This window comes from Paraburkholderia sp. BL10I2N1, from assembly GCF_004361815.1.
Classification (GTDB): Bacteria; Pseudomonadota; Gammaproteobacteria; order Burkholderiales; family Burkholderiaceae; genus Paraburkholderia.
The window spans coordinates 2785831-2810593 of sequence record NZ_SNWA01000001.1 but is presented as its reverse complement, the minus strand read 5'-3'; the positions used below and the strand labels follow the sequence as shown (position 1 = coordinate 2810593).

The window sequence follows — 24763 nt, the reverse complement described above, 5'->3', positions numbered from 1 at the left end:
TGCCGGCCTTCGGTGTCGGAGACTTCGCACAAGCATTTCGATAGTTTGCTAACGAATGTATTCCGAAATACAATGCGGCCCATGCCGAATCTCGACAACCTGCGCCGCTCCGTCAGCAGCACGCTCGTCGTTGCCGCCCGAAAGTGGCGACGCACCAGCCACGGGGTGCTGGCCACCTTCAATGTCTCGGAAGCCTGCGCTGCGCCGCTGCTCGCGGCCGGCCGGCTCGGCGAGGCCGTGCGCCAGGTCACGCTCGCGGAACACGTAGGCATCGAAGGGCCGTCGCTCGTCCGCCTGCTCGATCAACTGTGCACAGCGGGCCTCATGCGTCGCGACGAAGACCCGGACGACCGCCGGGCCAAGACCGTTTCGCTCACCGGCGAAGGCCGCGCGGTCACCGCAAAGATGGAACAGGAACTGGTGGGGTTGCGCGCGGAGGTGCTGAAAGGCGTGACCCGCGCCGACCTTGAAGCGACGCTGCGCGTGCTGAAGGCCTTTCAGGCTTCAGATCAGCTGGCGGATACGGCAGATCCTGACAGCAACGATGCAGCCTGAGTCCCCATGATCTATCCCTCACTGCGCGACTGGCTGTATTCGATCAAGACCTTCGCCGCTGCGATGATCGCCCTCTATATCGGGCTCGCGCTGCAGTTGCCGCGGCCGTACTGGGCGATGGCGACGGTGTACATCGTGTCGAATCCGTTCGTCGGCGCCACGCGTTCGAAGGCGATCTATCGTGTGCTCGGCACTGCGCTTGGGGCCTCGGCAGCGGTGCTGTTCGTGCCGCCGTTTGTCGAATCGCCCTGGATTTTCAGCGTGATCGTCGCGTTGTGGACCGGCACACTGCTCTATCTGGCGATCTCCGATCGCACGGCGAAAAGCTATATCTGCCTGCTAGCCGGTTACACGCTGCCGTTGATCGCGTTGCCGGCGGTGACCAATCCGACGAACGTGTTCGATCTGGCCATCACACGTACCCAGGAGATCACGCTTGGCATCGTGTGCGCAAGCATCGTGGGCGGTGTCGTGTTTCCGAACCGGCTCGCACCCTCCCTCATCGAGCGCACGGATGCCTGGTTCCGCGACGCCGCGTTCTATGCACATGAAACGTTGTCAGGCCGCATCGCGGGTGCCGCCATTTCGGCCTGCCGCCAACGGCTCGCCGCGACCGTCAACGGCCTCGAATTCCTGCTGAGCCAACTCGCCTACGACCACACCCGGCCGGATATCCTGAAACGCGCCCACGAACTGCGCGGCCGCATGCAACTGCTGCTGCCGATCATGTCGTCGCTTGCCGATCCGCTCATTGCGCTTCTCGGCGGCAAAGGGGCGCGGCCGGCCGGGCTGGAGGCACTCCTCGCCGACGCCGTCAAATGGTTCGACGCTCCGCTGCCCGAAGCACGTGCCGGGGAACAGCCCGACCCCGTCGCCGACGCGCTGCGCGAACGCATCGCCGCGCTGCAGCCGCACGGTGACGCGCTCGCGAGCTGGGACGGCGCGCTGCTGTCGAATGCGCTATGGCGCCTGCGGCAAGCCATCGACGTCTGGCAGGACTGCCGCACGCTGCGTGTGATCATTGCGCGTGAAGAGGGTTCATGGCGGCCGCGCTTCAGACACTGGCGAACCGGCGGCACCGAGCTCTATTTCGACCGCGGCATGCTGCTGTTCTCGGCCGGCTCGGCGGTCGGGGCAATCATCCTCGCGTGTGGTCTGTGGATCACCTCGGGCTGGAACGACGGCGCCGGGGCGGTCTCGCTCGCGGCCGTCGCCTGCTGCTTCTTCGCCGCGCTCGACGAGCCGGCTCCCCAGGTGTTCAAATTCTTCCTCGCCACGAGCGCGAGCGTCGTGTTCGCCGGCCTCTATCTGTTCGTCATCCTGCCGCACGTCCACGACTTCCCGATGCTCGTGGTGATATTCGCCGGGCCCTTCATCCTGGTCGGCACGCTGATCCCGCGCCCGCAGTTCAATCTCGTGAGCATGCTGGTTGCGATCAACACCGCCACCTTCATCAGCATCCAGGGCGCTTACGAAGCCGACTTCCTCGTCTTTCTTAACAGCAACATTGCAGGGGTCGCGGGCCTGCTGTATGCCTTCATCTGGACGCGCGCGACGCGCCCATTCGGCGCCGAGCTCGCAGCGGCGCGGCTGACGCGTTCGAGCTGGGCGGACGTCGCGTTGAGCGCGTCGACACGGCCGATCGACGATCAGCGCAATCTCGCCTCGCGCATGCTCGACCGGCTGATGCAGCTGATCCCGCGTCTTGCCGCAACCGACGACCATCGCCATCCGTCCATCGAAGGCTTCCGCGACCTGCGCATCGCCTTCAACGCGCTCGACCTGCGGCGCCTGCGCCCACGACTGCGCGGCGATGTACCTCCCGCCCTCGACCATGTGCTCGAGGGCGTCGAGGCCCACTTCGCATTGTGTATCGACCGGCGCGCACGGCAACCCGTGCCGGAAAGCCTGAAGACGTCGATCGATGCAGCGGTCGAGCGCGTGACGGCGCAAGGCCTCGCCAGTCAGTCGGACAGCGCGGAGATCTCCAGGCGGCAGTTGCGCGACGCGCTGCATGCGCTAGTCGGCCTGCGTCTGTCGCTTTTTCCGGCGACCCTCGCGCCTGCCGCCCCACCCCGACAGGAACCCGCCCTCTGATGCGCACCCTTACCCATTTTCAGGCGACCAGACGATGATCGGCGAAATCGACATTCTCGGCGTCTTCGTGCCGACCGTGCTCGTGCTGATGTTCATCGCCTACCTGATCAATCTCGCGATTCGCACTGTGTTCGCACGCATCGGCTTTTACCGTTTCGTTTGGCATCGCTCCATCTTCGATCTCGGCATTTACGTGCTGGTGCTGGGTCTTGTCGTCATCGTTTCGCATCGACTCTAACCGTGAAAAAAACCTGGTTCTCCGTTGGACAGATCCTGCTGACCCTGGTCGTGGTGGCGATCGCGGCCGTTGTACTGTGGAAGCTGGTCGACTACTACATGTTCTCCCCGTGGACCCGCGACGGCCGCGTGCGCGCCGACATCATCCAGGTCGCGCCCGACGTCTCCGGACTGATCACGTCGGTCGATGTGGTCGACAACCAGCAGGTCAAGCGCGGACAGGTGCTGTTCGTGATCGACCAGGCGCGTTACGCGCTCACGCTTCGCCAGGCACAGGCCACCGTGCTGCAGCGGCGCGCCACACTCGACCAGGCACGGCGCGAAGATGTGCGTAACCGCAAGCTCGGCGACCTGGTCGCGCAGGAAGCCAGCGAAGAAACCCGCTCGCGTGTCGAGCAGGCCACGGCGCAACTTGCCGACGCGGAAGTCGCCGTCGATACGGCCCGCCTCAATCTGCAGCGCACGACCATCGTGAGCCCGGTCGATGGCTACCTCAACGACCGCGCGCCGCGCACCGGCGAGTATGTCGCGTCGGGCCGGCCGGTACTGGCGGTCGTCGACATGCATTCGTTCCGCGTCGACGGCTATTTCGAGGAGACCAAGCTGCACGGCATCGATATCGGCCGGCCCGTCGATATCCAGGTGATGGGCGAGCCGAACGTGCTGCGCGGTCATGTGCTGAGCATCGTCGCGGGGATCGAAGACCGGGATCGCATGTCGAGTCCCAACCTGCTGCCGAACGTGAATCCCGCATTCAGCTGGGTGCGGCTCGCGCAACGCATTCCGGTGCGCGTCGCGCTCGACGAAGTGCCCGCCGATTTCCGCCTGATCGCAGGGCGCACCGCCACGGTGTCCGTGCGGGAGCCCGCGCGTGCGAAGGGTGCGCGTGCCGCCTCGGGTAGCGCGGCGGCATCGGCTGCGGCCTCCGCATCGGTGCCGGCTTCGGCGTCGCGGCCCGCGGCACAACCGGCATCGGGCGCTGCGCAATGAAGCTGTCGCGCGCCCTTGCGCTCCTTCCGCTTTTGCCCGTTGTGCTCGCGCTCAACGCGTGCATGACCGTCGGACCCAACTACTCGCTGCCGAAAGAGGCGCTCATCAACGCGCCGCTCGCCAACGCACCGCTCGAAGGCACCGATGGCGCACCCGTCTCGCAGCAGACCGTGCCCGCCGCATGGTGGCATCTCTACGACGACCCCGTGCTCGAAGGACTCGTCAGCGAGGCCATGAAGTCGAACGCCGACCTGCGCGTCGCCGCCGCCAACCTGGCGCGTTCGCGCGAGGCGCTCGGCGTCGCGCAGGCGCAGGGGGGCTTCTCGGGCAACGCATCGGCACTCGTCGAGCGGGCGCAGGAATCGGCGGAACAGTTCCTGCTCGAGAACAAGCTGCCGGTTGCCAACGAAGGCGATTTCGGCATCAGCATCTCGTACGAATTCGATCTGTTCGGCAAGCTGCGTCGCGGCGTCGAAGCGGCTGGCGCGGATAGCGACGCCGTCGCGGCGGCCGGTGATCTCGCGCGGATCACGGTCGTCGCCAGTGTCGTGCGCGCGTATGTCGAGGCTTGCTCGTCGGGAGAAGAACTCACTATCGCGCAGCGCTCGCTGGATCTGCAAAAGCAGCGTGTCGCGGTATCGCGCAGGTTGCGCGACGCCGGCCGCGGCAACCAGCCGGACGTCACCCGCGGACAGACGCAGGTGGCAACGCTCGCGGCCGACATCCCGCGCTTCACGGCGGGCCGCCGGATCGCCGAGTACCAGCTCGCCATGCTGCTTGCGCGCAAGCCGTCCGAACTGCCGGCGGCCGTGAAGACCTGCAACAAGGTGCCGCAGATCAGACAGCCGATCCCCGTCGGCGACGGCGCTGCATTGCTCAAGCGCCGCCCGGACGTGCGCGAGGCCGAGCGTCAGCTGGCTGCATCGACGGCGCGGATCGGCGTCGCTACCGGCGCGCTGTATCCGACGGTGAGCTTCGGGGCATCCGCCGGATTTACCGGGATTCTCGAAGACATCCCCACGCAGCCCACGGCGCGCTGGGCTTTCGGGCCGCTCATCAGCTGGACCTTCCCGGTCAACGGGGCACGCGGTCGCGTGCGTGAGGCCGAGGCGGATTCGAGCGCCGCGCTGGCAAGTTTCGACCGGGTCGTGCTCAATGCGCTGCGCGAGACCGAGACCAACCTTGCCACCTATGCCGCCGACTACAACCGCGCAGACGCGTTGCGTTCGGCGTATCAGTCCGCTTCCGAGTCGGCGAGCGAAACACACCGGCTCTATGTCGCCGGACGCGAATCGTTCATCTCGGATCTCGATGCGACCCGCACGCTGACTTCGACGCATGCGCAGGTCGCGGCTGCCGAAGTCCAGGTCGCGCTTGACCAGGTGAACCTGTTCCTCGCCCTCGGTGGCGGATGGGAAACCGACACCGTCGCGTCGAATTCGCCGCACCAGGGTGAGGGATTGCAATGACGCCTGTCCGGTCGCCTGGCGCTTCGCACGCCTTGCCCTGATTCGGGTTACCTTGGGGAATGGATTGTGGCAGCATGCGCTGCCGCCGTGCCGCGTGCAGGTTAAACGAACAGAAGAGGGACGATGATCGATGGACTGGTAGGTGGCCGGCTCTACGGCGAAGCGCAGATCCGGACGGGACAGAACGGCAAGCGCTTTGTGACGTGCAAGGTGCGCGCAACCGCCGGGGATGGCGAAACGCTATTTGTGAACGTAATCGCGTTCGACGACGACGTGCAGACCGCCCTGCTCGCCTTGAGCGACGCCGATAGCGTGGCGCTGACCGGAGCGCTAACGCCCAAGGTGTGGACGGACAAGAACGGCCTCGTGAAGCCCGCACTCGACATGGTGGCGCACGGGTTGCTCACGGCGTACAACGTTCGGCGCAAGCGCCAGGCGCTGGGTGGCGATGCGGCGTCGCAGACGCCTCACGCGGGGGACGACCTTGATGATCCGCTCTGAAACGCCCTGTGTGACGGACGTTGCCGCGCTGTCGCAGCGAACGCATGGCAAGCCTGCACTGGCTTGCTGAAGCCCGCTACCAGGCGAGGCGATTACTCAGTCGACCGGCACCCCGGCACACGGATTGTTCGCTGGCGCCGAGCACGCGAGCGCATATTCGCCACTCTGGCGAAGCAGATCCTCTCCCTCGTGAAGTGCACTTTCGACACCGGGGCATTGCTCGTAGGCAATGAACGCGGTGCAGGCAACTGCGAAAAGCACGACCAGCGAGAAGGCGATTCTTTCAAATAGCTGAAAACGATGGGGCATATGTCGATGTTCCTTTCGGACGACATGATATCGCATATAGGGGTTTTCCCGTAGTTGAAAACAAAGGCGCAAATTGGGTCCGCTCAACGGCTTCATCTGGATCAACCGTTACGGTCAGTTTGGCCTCGAGGCGCAATTGCCGGTCAACCGCGCGAGCGGTTCGCATGGGCATCCTGGTGCAGGCCCACATTTTCTTCGACGACGTCGCACCAACGACGATCGGTAAGCTGCTATTCCAGTGATGGGGGAGTCGATAGTGAAAATGCATCGAAATGGCCTGCGACAGACAATGGTGATGTGGTCCGCGTTTTGCGCAGGACTCGTCTTCGCCAGTGCGGCGTTCGCGCATGTCTTTCCGCAGAAACAGGAGCCGGGAGCCGGCGCGACGGTCGCGGCGCCCGCCCAGGTGAAGATCACATTCGACGGACCGCTCGAGCCTGCATTTACGACGCTCACCGTCACCGACTCAACTGGAAAGCAGGTGAACACCGCTAAATCCACGGTCGATGAACATCATCCGGCTGTGGTTTCCGTCCCGTTACCGGCTCTGGGAGCCGGGCGCTACACGGTGCACTGGGTAGCCGTCGCCTCGGATGGACATCGCACCCACGGCGATTACGCGTTCGACGTGAAATAGGCTTTGACGGCCGCCGGACCACGGGGAGATTTCCTTCGAATCCCCAAAAGCTTCTTCGATACCCAGTGCGTCCTCACTGCGCAGACCGTTCGATTCAATCTACCCACATACGCTGTGTCAAAAAAAAAGCACGGTCTGCCGTGACCGGCAAGACCGTGCAACTTTACCCTCCTGCGACTTCTTACTTGCTCATTTGCCGTTCCTCGTTCTTTATCAGAACTCGTACCCGACCTGAGCACGCACGCCTGCATCGCCCGTCGACGCGACCGATACGGCGCCGTTCACCAGCCACTTGCCGTTACGGGAGCGGTACGTTGCTCCCACTGCCGCAGCGCTGCCGCCCTTGTAGGTGGCCCCGCCGGCAGCGACGATCGTACGGCCAGGACCAGACGGCGTCATGTTCGGCATGGCCATTGCCGCAGCGATACCGGCATAGGCGTTTTTCGCGACATCGTTGATCGCCCGGTTGGCCTCGTTGAAGCGCTGATCGGCGTAGTTGTTGGCCTGCTGCACGCCTTGCGCCACCGAACTGTTCATCTGACCCACGTTCACCGCGTCGGTTGCCGCCGTACCTGCTGCGACATTGGTGATCTGGCGTTCGTTACCCGCCGAGCCCACCGACACCGAGTTGTCGCGGTCCGTCACCGAACCCTGACCCAACGCGACCGAGTTCGTATTGGCAGCCTGCGAGCCCGTGCCGATTGCCGTCGAGTTGACACCCGTCGCCGCCGCATTGGCGCCGATTGCCACGGCGTTGTCCGCCACCGCACTGGCGTTCGCGCCGATCACTGTGGCGTAGTTGCCGGAGGCAGCCGCACCCGCACCGGCGGCCGTGCTGCCCACGCCAGTACCAGGCATCGCCGCATTGACCTCCGCGCCATCGCTGCTGCTCGCCGACGGAACATCCGTTGCGTCGAAGTACGGGCTTCCGGGCTGGACATTCTCCATCTGTCCGGTCAGGTTCGACACCTGTCCATTGAGATCCGTCACCTGGTCCTGCAACGCCGACAGTTGACCGAAGTTCACCGCGTCGTACTGGCTCGCGCCGTTCGCGACATTGGTCAGGACCACGGGACCTGCGCTCTGGCCTCCGCCCAATGTCACCGAATTGAAGTTCACCGAACCGTCGGCGTTGCGGTCGTACTGCACCGCACCCGACAATTGCGTCCCGACATCACCGAGCTGGTTCTGGATCTTCGTGATGCCAGTCGTGTTCTCCGTCACACGATCATCAAGGTTGGTGACGGCATCGCCTACGCTATGCACCGTCGTGCCACCCACGCTGTAGCTCGGCGCCGAGATCGTGCCGTCCGGGTTCACCGTCGAGTCACCGCCCAGACCCGCGGCCACGCTCGCCGAGTTCGCATACAGCTGGCTGCCGTTGATGGCTTCCCTGCTACCCGCAGCAACCGCACCGTCGGCCACGCCGCTCAGCGTGCGCACACCTTCGGTACCGCTGAAGTCCACCGTCGTGCCGTCCAGGTTCCTGGCCACCGTGATGGCCCTGCTGGTCGCGTCCTGCTGCACCAGCCCGACGCTGCCGCCGTCCAGTTGCTGCGTCAGGTTCGTCACCGAGCCTTCCACGTTGGTCACCCGGCCGTCGATGCTGGTGATCGCCGTCGCGTTGCCGGCGATATTCGTCGTGTTGGTTGCGATGCTGGCCGTGTTGGCCGTCACGTTCTGGTTGGTCGCGTACAGCTGCGAGCCGTTCACCGCTTCGGTGCTGGTGTCGCCCAGCGCACCGGCCTGCACGCCGCCCAGCGTGCGCACGCCTTCGGTACCGCTGAAGTCCACCGTCGTGCCGTCCAGATCCCTGGCCACCATGATGGCCTTGCTGGTCGCGTCCTGCTGCACCAGGCCGACGCTGCCGCTGTCCAGTTGCTGCGTCAGGTTCGTCACCGAGCCTTCCACGTTGGTCACCCGGCCGTCGATGCTGGTGATCGCCGTCGCGTTGCTGGCGATGTTCGTCGTGTTGGCCGCAATGCTGGCCGTGTTGGCCGTCACGTTCTGGTTGGTCGCGTACAGCTGCGAGCCGTTCACCGCTTCGGTGCTGGTGTCGCCCAGCGCACCGGCCTGCACGCCGCCCAGCGTGCGCACGCCTTCGGTACCGCTGAAGTCCACCGTCGTGCCGTCCAGATCCCTGGCCACCGTGATGGCCTTGCTGGTCGCGTCCTGCTGCACCAGGCCGACGCTGCCGCCGTCCAGTTGCTGCGTCAGGTTCGTCACTGAGCCTTCCACGTTGGTCACCCGGCCGTCGATGCTGGTGATCGCCGTCGCGTTGCTGGCGATGTTCGTCGTGTTGGTCGCAATGCTGGCCGTGTTGGCCGTCACGTTCTGGTTGGTCGCGTACAGCTGCGAGCCGTTCACCGCTTCGGTGCTGGTGTCGCCCAGCGCACCGGCCTGCACGCCGCCCAGCGTGCGCACGCCTTCGGTACCGCTGAAGTCCACCGTCGTGCCGTCCAGATCCCTGGCCACCGTGATGGCCCTGCTGGTCGCGTCCTGCTGCACCAGGCCGACGCTGCCGCTGTCCAGTTGCTGCGTCAGGTTCGTCACCGAGCCTTCCACGTTGGTCACCCGGCCGTCGATGCTGGTGATTGCCGTCGCGTTGCTGGCGATGTTCGTCGTGTTGGCCGCAATGCTGGCCGTGTTGGCCGTCACGTTCTGGTTGGTCGCGTACAGCTGCGAGCCGTTCACCGCTTCGGTGCTGGTGTCGCCCAGCGCACCGGCCTGCACGCCGCCCAGCGTGCGCACGCCTTCGGTACCGCTGAAGTCCACCGTCGTGCCGTCCAGATCCCTGGCCACCGTGATGGCCTTGCTGGTCGCGTCCTGCTGCACCAGGCCGACGCTGCCGCCGTCCAGTTGCTGCGTCAGGTTCGTCACTGAGCCTTCCACGTTGGTCACCCGGCCGTCGATGCTGGTGATCGCCGTCGCGTTGCTGGCGATGTTCGTCGTGTTGCTCGCAATGCTGGCCGTGTTGGCCGTCACGTTCTGGTTGGTCGCGTACAGCTGCGAGCCGTTCACCGCTTCGGTGCTGGTGTCGCCCAGCGCACCGGCCTGCACACCGCCCAGCGTGCGCACGCCTTCGGTACCGCTGAAGTCCACCGTCGTGCCGTCCAGATCCCTGGCCACCGTGATGGCCTTGCTGGTCGCGTCCTGCTGCACCAGGCCGACGCTGCCGCTGTCCAGTTGCTGCGTCAGGTTCGTCACCGAGCCTTCCACGTTGGTCACCCGGCCGTCGATGCTGGTGATCGCCGTCGCGTTGCTGGCGATGTTCGTCGTGTTGGTCGCAATGCTGGCCGTGTTGGCCGTCACGTTCTGGTTGGTCGCGTACAGCTGCGAGCCGTTCACCGCTTCGGTGCTGGTGTCGCCCAGCGCACCGGCCTGCACACCGCCCAGCGTGCGCACGCCTTCGGTACCGCTGAAGTCCACCGTCGTGCCGTCCAGATCCCTGGCCACCGTGATGGCCTTGCTGGTCGCGTCCTGCTGCACCAGGCCGACGCTGCCGCTGTCCAGTTGCTGCGTCAGGTTCGTCACCGAGCCTTCCACGCTGGTCACCCGGCCGTCGATGCTGGTGATCGCCGTCGCGTTGCCGGCGATATTCGTCGTGTTGGTTGCGATGCTGGCCGTGTTGGCCGTCACGTTCTGGTTGGTCGCGTACAGCTGCGAGCCGTTCACCGCTTCGGTGCTGGTGTCGCCCAGCGCACCGGCCTGCACGCCGCCCAGCGTGCGCACGCCTTCGGTACCGCTGAAGTCCACCGTCGTGCCGTCCAGATCCCTGGCCACCGTGATGGCCTTGCTGGTCGCGTCCTGCTGCACCAGGCCGACGCTGCCGCTGTCCAGTTGCTGCGTCAGGTTCGTCACCGAGCCTTCCACGCTGGTCACCCGGCCGTCGATGCTGGTGATCGCCGTCGCGTTGCCGGCGATGTTCGTCGTGTTGGTCGCGATGTTCGCCGTGTTCTGCGTCGTACGGCTGTCGATGTTGGTAATTGCATCACCCATATTGCTGACGATCGTGCCGCCCACACTGTAGCTCGGCGCGCTGATCGTACCGGTCGTCGGGTTATAGGCAGCACCACCGCCGAGCGCTGCTGCCGCACTGGCGCCAATGTTGTTCGACTTTGCTGCTTCCGACTGCAACTGGCTAACATTCACCGCATCCGTTGCAGCCGAACCCGCCGCCACGTTCGTCACGCGACGTTCATTGCCCGACGAACCCATCGACACTTCACCGCTGGCCGTGCCCGACAGTACAGTCGTACCCGGGTTGTAAGCTGCTGCGCCAAGGTCGGCCGTCGTTGTCGATCTTGCGCCCAACGCCACCGAGTTCGCCGTCGATGCAGAGGCGTTATTACCCAGTGCCACCGAGCTATCCCCTGCCGAATCAGCGGCCAGACCAATTGCAGTGGAGTAGTCCCCTGTCGAAGTAGCGTATGCACCTATCGCCATGGAGGCATTCCCTTTCGAAGTAGCGTACTGACCCATGGCAATGCCAGCGTCACCTGTGCTGAGTGCATTAAACCCCAAAGCGACTGAGTTCTTAGCCGACGCGGTCGACTGATGGCCGAGTGCTGTGGCCCCCTCCCCGCCAGCCATGGAATCTACGCCGACTGCTGTAGAGCCATCCCCGCTAGCCGCGGCGCCTGCGCCGATTGCGCTTGAATTGGCCGCGTTGGCTAATGCACCGCGGCCAATTGCAGTCGCCTTGTCCGCAGTGGCCTTGGCGTAATCACCAAGTGCGGCAGCACCATCACCGGCTGCGGTCGCATTGGTGCCGATAGCAGTAGCACTATATGCACCTGCCGACGTACCAGAATTCGCGGAAGCGTTATACCCCATAGCTATACTGTTGGTATTGGTACCATTAGTCGTAGCCCCTGAGCCAATTGCAATCGAATGTAATCCCTTGGCAACACCACCGCCCGCGTTGTACTGTGCGTGTGCTACCGGCGCCCACGAGGCTGCGGCCACAAGCACAGTCGCCACAACGGCGGAAATCTTTGCCTTGCTACGCTTGCCGCGCGCAACCGTATTCTCGGAGGCCGCTACCCACGACCCAAGCGCTTCATTCCAGACGCTGACATATGACTTGTTCATGATGCGTTCCTTTTACAAGAGTTGGTTAATCTATATAACGTAGTAGTACTGATCTTATGGAGACCATCCCTGCCTTCCAGATCAGCAACTTCTCGCTAGAAAATCGTGACGGTCACACGCTAGCCAACACCGGACAGCCAGTGACGATCGGTCAATAACTGTTGAATTCCGGAAGACTCAGATCGCGTTGCGCTGATCTCTTTAATTGACTCCAGTCTATATTTTCAAGAGAGAGTGAAAATAGGCACAGTCCTAATATCAGATCATAGCCATCGAATGACGTGCCAGATCACCGGATCGCTTGCCAGGCAAGGACTTGAGCGCAATAAACATCGCTCGCGCGGGCCTTCAGACGATGGTTTTTCAGTCATGTCCTAGTGATGCGGTCCTGGCGCAGCAGGCTCATCACGATGCGTCCGAGGAGGGCGAAGTTCTGCGCGGCGTTATCCACGCGCACCCGGCGCTGGCCTTCGCCAAAGGCCACAGGGCCCGCTGCTGCCATTGGGTGATAGAGGTCACTGAAGATGCACCGCTGGCCAGCCTGATGCGAGCCGGCACAGTGAGTGCAGCGAAGACTCGACCGTAGGTGTCATGAGAGGGAATGCCCTGTTCCAGCGGAAGAAGGAGGCGTAGCCAGTCAAACTTCACTTCTCCCCAGATCTGGATCGCACCCGACTGTGCGCCCAACTGAAGCGCGCACAGCGCCACCACCAGCATCTGCGTCATATCGTGAGCCGACGTACGGCTGCGCGGATCCATCGGTTAAGGAGAACAATCCGGTCAAACACGATATACTGCCCCGCCAGCAATGTCGTCACCCATGCGTTGCACCGGCGATGGACTTACAGCGGCTGCCGGCGACAATGTAATCAGGATGCAGACTGCCTTCGATGAAGTGCCGTTCTCCACATATGACAAAGCACGCATCAGAACATCTGACGCGTGCTTTCCCCGAACTTCCCCGGCTGCCTGCGCAGCCGGGAAACTACTGCTTAAAAATAGAAGCCCGCGCTGAGCGCTCCACCGATCTCGCCACGGGTGCTCGTGGTAGCTGCTCCCTTGACCGTCCACTTGCTGTCACGCGTCATGTAGGACATACCGAGCGCGGTACCGACCTGCCCGCCGTAGGTGCTTGCGCCCATCGCAACCATGGTCCGGCCTGGCAGGACTGACTGCGGCAGGTTTGCAAGAGCCATCGCGGAGGCGACACCGCCCATCGCGTCCTTGCGGAGGTCGTTCATATCGCTGCGCACGCTGTTCAACTGACCCACGTTCACCGCGTCGGTCGGCGCAGTACCTGCTGCGACATTGGTGATCTGGCGTTCGTTACCCGCCGAGCCCACCGACACCGAGTTGTCGCGGTCCGTCACCGAACCCTGACCCAACGCGACCGAGTTCGTATTGGCAGCCTGCGAGCCCGTGCCGATTGCCGTCGAGTTGACACCCGTCGCCGCCGCACTGGCGCCGACTGCCACAGCGTTGTCCGCCACCGCACTGGCGTTCGCGCCGATCGCCGTGGCGTAGTTGCCCGAGGCAGCCGCACCCGCACCGGCGGCCGTGCTGCCTACGCCAGTACCAGGCATCGCCGCATTGATCTCCGCGCCATCGCCGCTGCTCGCCGACGGAATATCGGTTGTCGGGCTTCCCGGCTGGACGTTCTCCATCTGTCCGGTCAGGTTCGACACCTGTCCATTGAGATCCGTCACCTGGTCCTGCAACGCCGACAGCTGGCCGAAGTTCACCGCGTCGTACTGGCTTGTGCCGTTCGCGACATTGGTCAGGACCACGGGACCTGCGCTCTGGCCTCCGCCCAGCGTGACCGAATTGAAATTCACCGAACCGTCGGCGTTGCGGTCGTACTGCACCGCACCCGACAATTGCGTCCCGACATCACCGAGCTGGTTCTGGATCTTCGTGATGTCAGTCGTGTTCTCCGTCACACGATCATCAAGGTTGGTGACGGCATCGCCTACGCTATGCACCGTCGTGCCACCCACGCTGTAGCTCGGCGCGCTGATCGCACCGGTTAAGTCGCTATAGGTCGAACCGCCGCCCAGCGCTGCCGCCGTAGCCGCGCCGAGCGTGTTCGACTTTGCTGCTTCCGACTGCAACTGGCTGACGTTCACCGCATCCGTCATGGCCGAACCGGAGGCGACGTTTGTCAAGCGACGTTGGTTCATCGACGAACCCACCGACACTTCGCCGTTCGCCGCCGATGCTATGCCCGCGAGCGCTTTCGATCCCGGGTTGTAGCCCGGCGTTGCCAGGTTCGCCGTCGTCGTCGAACCGGCGCCCAGCGCTACCGAATTATCCGCCGTTGCAGTCGCGGCGGTACCGAGTGCGACCGAGGACGCACCCGAAGCAAGAGCGTTAAAGCCTAACGCACTGCTGCTTGTTCCAGAGGCATTCGCCAGAACGCCCACCCCCGTTCCATACTCTGCAGCACTGCTCCCGAAGCCTAAAGCCGTACCTCCGTCCCCGGTCACAGTCGTAAAGGCGCCGTAGAGCGTGACGCCAGTGTTGTTATTACCATTGGCCGAACACCCTCCTACCATCGAAATGTATCCACTGCCATCTACCACGCTTTGGCTCGTGTACGAGGTACCAAGCCAAGTGAACGGGGTACCGCTGGGTGGGCAGGCAGCCCCGCCCGTGGGGATGTCGCCCGATGCGACGACGCTCGCGTGACCCGCCTGTGCCGCCGCGAAAAGCGACGCTGCAGCAATGGCCTTGACTACCTTTGCCTTGCTACGCTTGCCGCGCGCCGCCGTATTCTCGGAGGCCGCTACCCACGACCCAAGCGCTTCATTCCAGACGCTGACATATGACTTGTTCATGATGCGTTCCTTTTACAAGAGTTGGTTAATCGATATAACGTAGTACTACTTATCTTATGGAGACAATCCCTGCCTTCCAGATCAGCAAGTTCTCGCTAGAAAATGGTGACGGTCACGCGCTCGCCAACACCGGACAGCCGGTGACGACCGGTCGTTAACTGTTGAATCCCGGAAGAGTCAGATCGCTTTGCGCTGATCTCTTTAGCGGACTCCAGTCTATATTTTCGAGAGGGAGTGCAAATAGGCACAGTCCTAATATCCGATCAGGGCAATTGGCATGACGCATCAGATCACCAGATCGCTTGCCGGGCAAGGACTTGAGCGCGATAAACATCGCTCACGCGGGCCTTCAGACGAAGGTTTTTTCAGTCATGTCCTAGTCGTGCCGTCCTGGTGCAGCAGGCTCATCACGAGGCGTCTGGGGAGGGCGAAGTTCTGCGCGGCGTGACCCACGCGCACCCGGCGTTGGTCTTCGCCGAAGGCCACGTCACGACACCAGCGCAGGTTGTTTTCAATGCGCAAGCTGGAGCGCACCGCATGGGCGATGCGTGCCGCGTCCAGGGCAGGCTGGAGACGTAGCAGCGGCGCTCTTTCCTCATCCTGTCGCCGATCTCGCGGGTGACCTCAACCATCACGATCGAGTGCATGCCGGGCCACAGCGCCGGCTACTGCCATCGGGTGATAAAGGTCACTGAAGATGCACGGCTGGCCAGTTCCATGCGAGCCGGCTCAGTGAGTGCAGCGAAGACTCGACCGTAGGTGTCGTGAAAGGGAATGCCCTGTTCCAGCGGAATAGGGGGACGTAGCCAGCCCAGTGTCCTGCATCCGTTTCCCCGGGGGGCAAAAACCAGAGTCAACGCCCCCATTCTGTTGACAACCCTTCCGGCTAACTTTTATGCACTCTCTGACATTTCATGCCATTGCCCTGCGACGGACCACCTCTCCTGCCGATTTTTGAGGAAAATGGCGATGTGGTTCACCTGAACATCGCGGTGGATACACGAAGTCCTTATATTGATCGGTAGGAAAACACCCAGGAGAAGACCATGAACCCGAATCTCGGCCGCCAGGCGCTGGTCGCGGCGGCACTCGCCGGCCTCGCCACGGCTGGCATCCCGGCCGCCCACGCGGAAGCAAACGTGCAGTGCTACGGTATCGCCAAAGCCGGCCAGAATGACTGCGCCAGCAAGACCGGCGTGCACGGCTGCGCGGGCGAGGCGAAAGTCGACAACGACAAGGGCGACTTCAAGAATGTCCCGAAAGGCACCTGCGAAAAAACTCGGTGGCACGGTCGGTACCTGACGCTCTCACGTTGCCGCCCGACCGGCGCTCACACCCGCTCCAGCATGACTGACCACAACTTACTGGCCAGCGCACCACCCGGCGTCGGTATCGGGCTGCGTCACGCGCACTACAACGACTTCCTTGGCGCCACGCCGGCAGTCGACTGGGTCGAAGTGCACAGCGAGAACTACTTCGGCGACGGTGGTTATGACCTGCACGTGCTCGGCGTCGTACGACGCGATCTGCCTGTGAGCCTTCATGGTGTCGGCCTGGGCCTCGGCTCGCCCCCTCCTCTCGACACCGCGCATCTGGGCAGGCTCAAGCGTCTTGTCGAGCGAATCGAGCCCGCGGTGGTCTCCGAACATCTATGCTGGTCCGCGACATCGGCGGGCCATCTGAATGACCTCCTGCCGATGCCCTTGACTGATGCGGCGCTCGAGCGGCTATGCGCCCGGATCGGCGAAGTGCAGGACACGCTTCGCCGGCCAGTCCTCGTCGAGAACGTTTCGACGTATCTACGCTATCGCGATGACCAATACAGCGAAACCGCTTTTCTCGCCGAACTGTCGCGCCGCACCGGCTGCGGCGTATTGCTCGACGTCAACAATCTCTACGTGAATCAGTGCAATCATGGCGAAGACGCCGTGGCCGCGATGCACGACCTGTCGCCCGGGATGGTCGGCGAGATCCACCTTGCAGGACATTGCGTGACCGACGTCGCTGTGATCGACGATCACGGTTCACGCGTCGCGCCCGCCGTCTGGACGCTCTATCGATACGCGCTCGACCGGTTCGGCAAGACGCCGACGCTGATCGAATGGGACACCGATTTGCCGCCGTTGAGCGTGCTGCTCGACGAGGTTCGACTCACACGACAGCATCGGGCAGAAAGGTGCGCCAGCGCTGCAACGCTTGCTGAGGGACACGGCGATGACGTCGCAACCTGAGTCGCCGGTGTCACTTGACTCGCTTCAGCGCGTGTTCGCGGATGCGCTGGCCGGCACGGAATGTGAACCGGCGGCACTCGCCGCGTTGAAACCCGCGCCATCGTCGCCCAATCCACCTGGCGAGCTCCCGAAACGCATCGAGCTGTACCGGCGCAACCTGAGGGCTCACTGGCGAGCGGCACTCGCCAGTGCCTATCCGGTACTGCTTGCCCTCGTCGGCGACAGCTATTTCGACGCGCTGTCGCTCGCCTACGGACGGGCGCATCCGTCGCAAAGCGGCGACCTCAACCGCTTTGGTGCATCTATGCCGGTTTTCATCGAAGCCCGCGAACACGATCCACGCTTTCGATATTTCGCTGATGTCGCGCGCCTCGAATGGGCGGTGCACGCCGCCTGGTTCGCCGCGGACGTTGCCGTCTTCACGCCGCAAGCGTGGAACGAAACCGGCAGCGAAGCGCTGCTCGATGCGCGCCTCGCGGTGCATCCTGCGTGCGCGTCCATCGTGTCGCCGTATGCGATTGCCGACATCTGGCTCGCCCATCAACCGGGCGGCGTTTTTCCTGAACACATCGACGTACCGACGCACACGCTCGTCGTCCGTCCGTTGTGGCGTCCCACGGTACTGCTTCACTCCGCTGCCGCACACGCTGCGTTCGTCGCGTTGCAGCGCGGATCGACGCTAGGAGAGGCACTGGATGCGGCCTTCGCAGTCGATTCCGGTTTTGATTTCGCGTCCCAGTGGCAGGAATGGATTTCCGCGTCGGCGATCACCGGCACAGCGGACGACGCGTGAAGATCCGCTTCGCTCTTGACTTCGTACCTTCACAGCGGACAAACAAAGCCCAAACACGCGAATCCATACGATTTTTTTTAAGCTGAACCCGCTTGCCTGTCATCCACTGCACCCGCTCATCCGTTAGGCAGACATCCCGTCCGTCGGCTTCCTTACAGCTTCCGACACCCTGACGAAAGTCGGCGATATTACCGGACTGATGCCCGGACCGGATGACATGGAACTATCGGCCGATCGCCGCTATCTATGGGTGAGGTTCCGGTTCGCGAAGCATGTGGCGTGATCGACATGACCACGCACAAGCTGGTCCAGACGATTGCAGTCGGCCGCTCGCCGCACGGCCTGTACTTTGCCGAACGGGCGCCGGTCGTCGCCCCGAATCCGGACTGAAGGGCCAACTCGATGCTGCCTGGCATGACCCGCTTTCAAAGAGACCTCTGATGATCCAAGCAATCCTCGCCCAGCTCGACAACGGCATCTCGGCGCTGCAGACGCTGCTGTACGTCGATGTCGTACAACCCTTTTTCTACCGCGTCGGTTTGATGGGGTACGACGAAGATACGTACGACGCGCTTTACTGGGTGATCATTGGCGCGCTGCAGGTCAGCGTGACGTATCTCGCGTTGCGGCCGCTCGAGGCGCTGCGGCCCGCCGAAACATGGCACGACCGCAAGGCGCTGCGCGCCGATGTCATCTACACCTGGATCGCCAAACTGGGCATCATCAACACGGCGTTCTTTTTTATGCTGCAGCCGTTGTTCAATCACTGGCAGAGCCTGATGGTCATCCACTACGTGCCCAACACCGATCTCGACAGCATCTGGCCTGGCGTGACGGACCAGCCGGTCGTGTCGTTCCTGATCTATCTCGTCGTGCTCGATTTCGCCGGCTACTGGTATCACCGGTGGCAGCATCGCTTCGGCGTGTGGTGGGAACTGCATGCCGTGCATCACAGCCAGCAGCAGATGTCGCTATGGGCCGACGATCGCAACCACTTTCTCGACGACATCATCCAGGCAGCGTTTTTCGCGGCTATCTCGCTCTTCATCGGCGTGCAGCCGACCCAGTTCGTCGTGCTGGTGGCTGTCGGCAATTTCATGCAGAGCGTCCAGCATGTGAACGCCCGCCTGCCCTATGGATGGTTGCTCGAACGTCTGATCGTCAGCCCGATTTTTCATCGGCGGCATCATGCGGTCGGCTACGGCCACGAGGGCACCCGCTATGGCTGTAATTTCGGCGTGCTGTTTCCGTGGTGGGACATGATCTTTCGCACCGCCTCGTGGAACAGGAGGGTCGAGCCGACTGGTATCCGTGACCAGTTGCCTGCGCCGCACGGCGTGGGGCGCGCCTATGGACAGGGTCTGCTGGCGCAGCAATGGCTCGCGTTCGGGCGGATCGTCGAGCGCGTGCGCGGACGCCGGACGTATGGAAGCGCGTCAAGCTGAATTCGCCGGCAGAGGAGATAGAAGGGACTGATACCGCGCGAATCACGCCGCGGTGCGCATACCCGACGCCCGGGTGCCGGACATGCTGACGCCCAGCTCCATCTTCTCGTTCGATCTGGCGACAACGTGAAACGGTGCTTCACGGAGTTGCTGCTCGTGCAGCGTCAACAGGTCGGCGAGCAATTCGAACGTTGCGTCGTCCACGCACCAGTTGGTGGACTCCGCCGCCATCCGGTGGCTGCGATCCAGCGCGTCCTGAACTTCCATCAAACCGTCGATATGGGCCTCACCGTAACCTGCGTCGAATAGGTGGCAGGACACCACGACAACCCGCGCCATCGTCACAAAATGGCGCAGATCGCCGCGTCCCTGACGCAGACTGGCCAAAGCCATGTGATAGTCGATCAGCAGAGCGCTCACCACCTCATCGGGGAGCGGCAGCAATCGCGTACTGGCCGCTACCTGGCTGGCGACGCGGCGCTTCTTGCCCGAAGGCGATACCGGAGTGGAGTGCGACATCATGGTTTGCCGTGTGAAGACACCCCCTATAACGGTACAAACTTCGCCAGACTTCAATTTTTTTTACGGGTCCCGTGGAACAAGGCTTCAGCCCCCACGAGCCGTCGCCCGGCCTTGCCAATTGATCGTCGCAGCAGCCCCGGTTCCACGCGCCGGCCTCGGGGAATGACGCTGTGACGTTGCCGGGCTTGCCGCGGCAAGTCATCAAAGGCTTACATAGCGCCTTCGTTCCGGGAACGGCGGTATTCCCGGCCGGTCTGTCAGGCGAGGAACAGCCGGTAGACCGGATTCGCGCTTTCTTCCCAGTACGGATAGCCGAGCGTCGTGAGAAAGCGGGCGAATTCGCCGTCTTCCGTGCCGGGCACCTGAATGCCGACCAGGATCGAGCTGTAGTCCGCGCCCTGGTTGCGGTAGTGGAACAGGCTGATATTCCAGTCCGGCGCCATCGACGACAGGAACTTCATCAGCGCGCCCGGCCGCTCCGGGAATTCGAAGCGGAACAGCCGCTCGTCGTGCGCGAGCGGCGAACGGCCCCCCACCATGTAGCGGATGTGCTGCTTCGACAGTTCGTCGTTCGTCAGGTCGACGGTGGCGAAGCCGTGCGCCTCGAACGCCTTCGCGATCTCCGCCGATTCGCCGCGATTGCGGATCTGTACGCCCACAAAGATGTGCGCCGAACGCGCATCGGCGATCCGGTAGTTGAATTCGGTGACGCTGCGGGTGCCGACCACATCGCAGAAGCGCCTGAAGCTGCCGCGCTCTTCGGGGATCGTCACGGCGAACACCGCTTCGCGGGCCTCGCCCACTTCGGCACGCTCGGCGACAAAGCGCATCCGGTCGAAATTCATGTTCGCGCCCGAGGTGACCGCGATCAGCGTCTGGTTTTCGATCCCTTCGCGTTCCGTGTACTGCTTGGCGCCCGCCACCGCCAGCGCGCCCGCCGGTTCGAGCACGCTGCGGGTGTCCTGGAAGACGTCCTTGATCGCGGCGCACAGGGCGTCGGTATTCACCAGCAGCACTTCGTCGAGATACGCGCGGCACAGGCGGAAGGTTTCCTCGCCGACCAGCTTCACCGCGGTGCCGTCCGAAAAGAGGCCCACCTCGGTCAGCGCGATGCGCTCCCCGGCTTTCAGCGACTGCGCCATCGCGCAGGAATCCTCGGTCTGCACGCCGATCACCCTGATCTCGGGCCGCACCGCCTTGACGTAAGCGGCCACGCCCGCCGCGAAGCCGCCGCCGCCGATCGGCACGAAGATCGCGTGGATCGGGCCCTGATGCTGGCTCAGGATTTCCATCGCCACGGTGCCCTGGCCGGCGATCACGTACGGATCGTCGAACGGGTGGACGAAGGCGAGGCCGCGCTCCTCCTGAAGCTTCACGGCATGCGCGTAGGCGTCGCTATACGATTCGCCGGCCTGCACGACTTCGACCGTCGGGCCGCCGTGGGCGCGCACCGCGTCGACCTTCACCTGCGGCGTCGTCACCGGCACCACGATGATCGCCTTCACGCCAAGCCGTGCCGCCGACAGCGCCACACCCTGCGCATGGTTGCCCGCCGACGCGGTGATCACGCCGCGCTGCAGCGCGTCGGCCGGCAGATTCACCATCTTGTTGTAGGCGCCGCGCAGCTTGAACGAGAAAACCGGCTGATTGTCCTCGCGCTTCAGGTACACCGGATTGCGTAGCCGCGCCGACAGATTCGGAGCATGTTCGAGCTCCGTCTCGCGAGCCACGTCATAGACGCGGGCGGTCAGGGTTTTCTTGAGGTAGTCGGTCCGCTGGATCACGCTCTCGCTTTCGACAACGTGTCTGGTCTGGTGTGCCGGCATGGCAAGCTCCTGGGTGGTCTTCGTGCATCCAGGAGGCGGAAACAAAAAACCCGCCTCTTGGGGCGGGTTTCGGTCGCTACCACCAGACGCGCGCTAACCCACCATTCGTTGAATGGTGCTAATAATCAGCGCGATCAGGATTGCGTGGCAGTTCATGGCATCAAGCTTCGTGCACATGGAAGATTTTGTCAATCCCGTGACGACATGCCCGGATAACAGGATCCAATACCCGCACGCAGCCGCACTCATCGCGAACGCGGAACAGACAGATCAAACAGCCGTTCCGCCCACCGGGAAATCCAGCGACTGACTGCGTTATAGCGCTCGATGTATTCGCTGGTGAGCGCCACTTCGGCCGCTTCGTCGCCGTCCGTGCTCAGCCAGATACGCTCGCCACGCTGCAGCCGGATAACATCTCCCGGCTGCACCCAGTAGTCGTAGGGAGAGAAAACGCGCGTGAGCCATACACGTGTGGTACGAACGCGGATTTCGGAATCCGCGTCCAGACGCAGCGAAACGGTCCGCCCCGGCATGAGCGCGAAATGGATCACCCTTCTCGGCAACCGGTCCGCTTCGCGCGAATCGCATCCGGTTAAATCGGGACAAACGGACTGCAGGCGTGCACGATCCATCTCATTCTCCGTCAATAGAGCCGACAGACGGATAAGGCACACAAAAGAAAAAGGCCCCATCCGTTTCCGGCGAGGCCTTGTGATTTGCGATTTTGCAGATTTCTAACGCACACACGCCCCCGATGAAATGCGCCATACGGCGTTCATTCGGTGTTTTGTGGTAGCGATAAAGTTGAGCGATTGCATGCAATAACTATGTATTAGGCTGAATCGCCTGTCAATATAAAAATCCTTTCCGGGTATTCCGCGCCATCGTTATAACAGGCGCAATACTATGCAAAATAGATTTGTTCAGTCTGGGTAAAACGTGCGAGTGGTGTTATCACGCGGTGTATTCGACACTCTCCATCCGGATATAGAGCGGCATTCGCTCAATCAGACTCGCGGCGGTCTTGTGGCGCGATGCATGCCGAAGCGAACTGGGAGGCCGTGTTCGGCTATTGCGTGAGTGTGCCGGCTCTTCAAGGAAACTCGTCGTATTGTGGCAATTGATCCGTGATCGTGAACCACGGCGCCTTGGAGCCGACGAAGATATGTGCGGTGGGGCGAATAGCCGGGCTATCGACGAGCGTCCCAAGCGTAACGTGAACGAACGTGCCCTCGCGAACCACCGAATACATCAAGGATCCGCATGTCCTGCAATGAACGTCGTGAGCGGCTCGCTCGTCGCCGAAGATCAACAGGTTGTCGCCGCCTCGAGTCACGCTTAGTTTGTGATGTTCGATCCCGGCGAAAGGCTTGAATGCCGAGCCGGTTGCGCGGCGGCAATTCGAGCAATGGCAGATCAGCGCATAGACAAACTCGTCTTTCACAACGTAGTGCACCGCTCCGCACAGGCATTTGCCGGCGAGCATCGGACCCGCTTCTGTCTCGGAGAACGGGTTCACAGGCGGCTCATCACTATATGAACAAACGGTCGGATCATGAGGCGCGCCCTCTCTGAATGAGCGGGCGCGCCAACGCGATCAGCAGCACGCTGAACAACGTGCTGGTTGACACCGGACGGTCGCGGTTTTGTTATACCGCCATGATCGACACAGCCTTGGTCACGAGATACGCTTCCATCGCCTCCGGACCGCCCTCGGACCCGTAACCCGAATCCTTGACCCCGCCGAACGGCATTTCCGGCGACGGCGTCGCGGGCTGGTTAATCCACAGCATGCCAACCTCCATCTGCTGCGACAACAGATGGACATTGCGGAAGGACCGGGTGAACGCATAGCCGGCAAGCCCGTACGGCAGACGATTGGCCTCGGCGATCGCGTCTTCCAGCTTGTCGAAGCCGCGGATCGCCGCGACCGGTCCGAACGGCTCGTTGTTGAACACATCGGCTTCCAGCGACACGTTCGTCAGCACCGTAGGCGCGAAGAAGTTGCCTGCCGTGCCCACGCGTTCACCACCGGTCGCGACCGTGGCGCCCGTCGCGCGTGCGTCGCTGACAACCTTGTCCATCGCCGAGAGACGTCGCGCATTGGCGAGCGGCCCGAGCGTGGTGCCCTCGGTCAGACCATCGCCCAGCTTCAGGTTTTCCGCGTGCTTCACGAGCGCCGCAGCGAATTCTTCACGGATGCTGTTGTGCACGAGGAAGCGCGTCGGCGAAATGCAGACCTGCCCCGCATTACGGAACTTCGCGCCGCCCGCCGCCTTGACGGCGAGCGCCACGTCGGCGTCTTCGGCCACGATAACGGGCGCGTGACCACCCAGTTCCATCGTCGCGCGCTTCATGTGCGCGCCAGCCAGCGCCGCCAGTTGCTTGCCGACCGGCGTCGAGCCGGTGAACGTCACCTTGCGGATGACCGGATGCGGAATCAGATAGCTGGAAATCTCAGCCGGGTCGCCGAACACGAGGCCGACCGTACCGGCCGGCACGCCGGCATCGACGAACGCCTGCAGCAGGCCCGCGGGCGAAGCCGGTGTTTCCTCCGGCGCCTTCACGAGGAACGAGCAACCGCTCGCGAGAGCGGCGCTCAACTTGCGCACGATCTGGTTGACCGGAAAATTCCACGGTGTAAACGCGGCCACGGGGCCGATCGGCTCCTTGAGCACCTGTTGCTGCGCAGACAGATTGCGCGACGGCACGATCCGGCCGTAGACACGGCGCCCTTCGTCGGCGAACCATTCGATGATGTCGGCCGCGGCCAGCACCTCGACGCGCGCCTCCGCAAAGGGCTTGCCCTGCTCCTGCGTCATCAGGCGCGCGATGCCCTCGGCACGCTCACGCACGAAGCCCGCGGCCTTGCGCATCGTCGCCGCGCGTTCGTTGGCCGGAATCTTGCGCCAGGCCTCGAAGCCCTTTTGCGCGGCGGCCAGTGCCCGATCCAGATCGACAATACTGGCGTGCGCAACCTTGCCGATCGCCTGACCGGTTGCCGGATTGATGACGTCGATGGTTTTACCGCTCGCCGCGTCGCACCACTCGCCGTTGATCAAGAGTCGGGTATCCGTATAGCTCGATGTGACCATGTTGTGTTCCTGATAGTTGGAGGACGACAGGCCGCCATCAGCTTACGGGCGACCTTCAATGAACTGCCGATAGTGTCGATCTTATCCGATTGCGCGAAAGCGCATCGACAGCGAGATCGGCGCGG

General features: G+C 63.1%; 18 protein-coding genes and 2 pseudogenes. 11 read left to right on the top strand and 9 right to left on the bottom strand.

The features are described 5' to 3' along the window. Positions 1-81: 81 nt before the first annotated feature. The 6 genes from B0G77_RS13170 (at position 82) to B0G77_RS13145 (ending at position 5849) form a co-directional block, all read left to right on the top strand. Entirely contained in the window at positions 82-555 is a 474-nt protein-coding gene (locus B0G77_RS13170; RefSeq protein ID WP_133662518.1) for a MarR family transcriptional regulator, read from the top strand. A 6-nt stretch (positions 556-561) separates the two neighbouring features. Continuing rightward, positions 562-2652, top strand: a complete 2091-nt coding sequence (locus B0G77_RS13165; RefSeq protein WP_133662517.1) for an FUSC family protein — start codon at positions 562-564, stop codon at positions 2650-2652. Between the two features lie 34 nt (positions 2653-2686). Next, on the top strand, positions 2687-2890 hold the full coding sequence (locus tag B0G77_RS13160; protein WP_133662516.1) for a DUF1656 domain-containing protein: 204 nt from the start codon (positions 2687-2689) through the stop codon (positions 2888-2890). 2 nt (positions 2891-2892) lie between these two features. Continuing rightward, positions 2893-3879, top strand: a complete 987-nt coding sequence (locus tag B0G77_RS13155) for an efflux RND transporter periplasmic adaptor subunit (RefSeq protein ID WP_133662515.1) — start codon at positions 2893-2895, stop codon at positions 3877-3879. Beyond that, a complete protein-coding gene (locus tag B0G77_RS13150) occupies positions 3876-5348 on the top strand; it encodes an efflux transporter outer membrane subunit (protein ID WP_133662514.1) in 1473 nt (490 codons plus the stop codon). The genes B0G77_RS13155 and B0G77_RS13150 overlap by 4 nt, the downstream gene beginning before the upstream one ends. Positions 5349-5471: 123 nt before the next feature. Continuing rightward, positions 5472-5849 (top strand): single-stranded DNA-binding protein, encoded by a 378-nt coding sequence (locus tag B0G77_RS13145; RefSeq protein ID WP_133662513.1) that lies wholly within the window; start codon positions 5472-5474, stop codon positions 5847-5849. Between the two features lie 96 nt (positions 5850-5945). Here B0G77_RS13145 and B0G77_RS13140 read toward each other — a convergent pair whose 3' ends face one another. After that, a complete protein-coding gene (locus tag B0G77_RS13140) occupies positions 5946-6158 on the bottom strand; it encodes a hypothetical protein (protein WP_133662512.1) in 213 nt (70 codons plus the stop codon). Positions 6159-6447: 289 nt separating this feature from the next. Between B0G77_RS13140 and B0G77_RS13130 the strand changes: the two genes are divergently transcribed. Next, positions 6448-6795 (top strand): copper resistance protein CopC, encoded by a 348-nt coding sequence (locus B0G77_RS13130; protein ID WP_133664131.1) that lies wholly within the window; start codon positions 6448-6450, stop codon positions 6793-6795. Positions 6796-7008: 213 nt separating this feature from the next. Here B0G77_RS13130 and B0G77_RS13125 read toward each other — a convergent pair whose 3' ends face one another. From B0G77_RS13125 to B0G77_RS13115, 3 genes and pseudogenes are all read right to left on the bottom strand, one after another. Beyond that, complete coding sequence (locus B0G77_RS13125; protein ID WP_347814160.1) at positions 7009-11277, bottom strand: YadA-like family protein; 4269 nt, start codon at positions 11275-11277, stop codon at positions 7009-7011. A 1233-nt stretch (positions 11278-12510) separates the two neighbouring features. Continuing rightward, positions 12511-12606 (bottom strand): annotated as a pseudogene (locus B0G77_RS44200) (hypothetical protein); the annotation flags it as partial. Between the two features lie 275 nt (positions 12607-12881). Then, positions 12882-14726 carry an ESPR-type extended signal peptide-containing protein gene (locus tag B0G77_RS13115; protein ID WP_133662509.1) on the bottom strand — a complete coding sequence of 615 codons (1845 nt, stop codon included), beginning with the start codon at positions 14724-14726 and terminating at the stop codon, positions 12882-12884. A gap of 1046 nt (positions 14727-15772) precedes the next feature. Here B0G77_RS13115 and B0G77_RS13110 point away from each other — a divergent pair. The 4 genes and pseudogenes from B0G77_RS13110 (at position 15773) to B0G77_RS13095 (ending at position 19195) form a co-directional block, all read left to right on the top strand. After that, positions 15773-16957 (top strand): DUF692 family multinuclear iron-containing protein, encoded by a 1185-nt coding sequence (locus tag B0G77_RS13110; RefSeq protein ID WP_133662508.1) that lies wholly within the window; start codon positions 15773-15775, stop codon positions 16955-16957. After that, positions 16941-17750 (top strand): DNA-binding domain-containing protein, encoded by an 810-nt coding sequence (locus tag B0G77_RS13105; protein ID WP_133662507.1) that lies wholly within the window; start codon positions 16941-16943, stop codon positions 17748-17750. The genes B0G77_RS13110 and B0G77_RS13105 overlap by 17 nt, the downstream gene beginning before the upstream one ends. A 169-nt stretch (positions 17751-17919) precedes the next feature. Further along, positions 17920-18140: pseudogene (locus tag B0G77_RS13100) on the top strand (YncE family protein); the annotation flags it as partial. Positions 18141-18190: 50 nt separating this feature from the next. Continuing rightward, entirely contained in the window at positions 18191-19195 is a 1005-nt protein-coding gene (locus B0G77_RS13095; RefSeq protein WP_133662506.1) for a sterol desaturase family protein, read from the top strand. Positions 19196-19237: 42 nt separating this feature from the next. On the opposite strand, the gene B0G77_RS13090 is transcribed toward B0G77_RS13095, so the two are convergent. From B0G77_RS13090 to B0G77_RS13070, 5 genes are all read right to left on the bottom strand, one after another. Continuing rightward, positions 19238-19714, bottom strand: a complete 477-nt coding sequence (locus B0G77_RS13090; protein ID WP_133662505.1) for a hypothetical protein — start codon at positions 19712-19714, stop codon at positions 19238-19240. Between the two features lie 260 nt (positions 19715-19974). Beyond that, positions 19975-21543, bottom strand: a complete 1569-nt coding sequence (gene ilvA, locus B0G77_RS13085; protein WP_133662504.1) for a threonine ammonia-lyase, biosynthetic — start codon at positions 21541-21543, stop codon at positions 19975-19977. A 245-nt stretch (positions 21544-21788) separates the two neighbouring features. Further along, positions 21789-22094 (bottom strand): DUF2917 domain-containing protein, encoded by a 306-nt coding sequence (locus tag B0G77_RS13080; protein WP_166656153.1) that lies wholly within the window; start codon positions 22092-22094, stop codon positions 21789-21791. Between the two features lie 542 nt (positions 22095-22636). Next, positions 22637-23029, bottom strand: a complete 393-nt coding sequence (locus B0G77_RS13075) for a GFA family protein (protein WP_133664130.1) — start codon at positions 23027-23029, stop codon at positions 22637-22639. A gap of 163 nt (positions 23030-23192) precedes the next feature. Continuing rightward, the gene (locus tag B0G77_RS13070; protein ID WP_133662502.1) at positions 23193-24638 is read right to left on the bottom strand and encodes an NAD-dependent succinate-semialdehyde dehydrogenase; all 1446 of its coding nucleotides are present in this window, start codon (positions 24636-24638) and stop codon (positions 23193-23195) included. Positions 24639-24763: the final 125 nt, after the last annotated feature.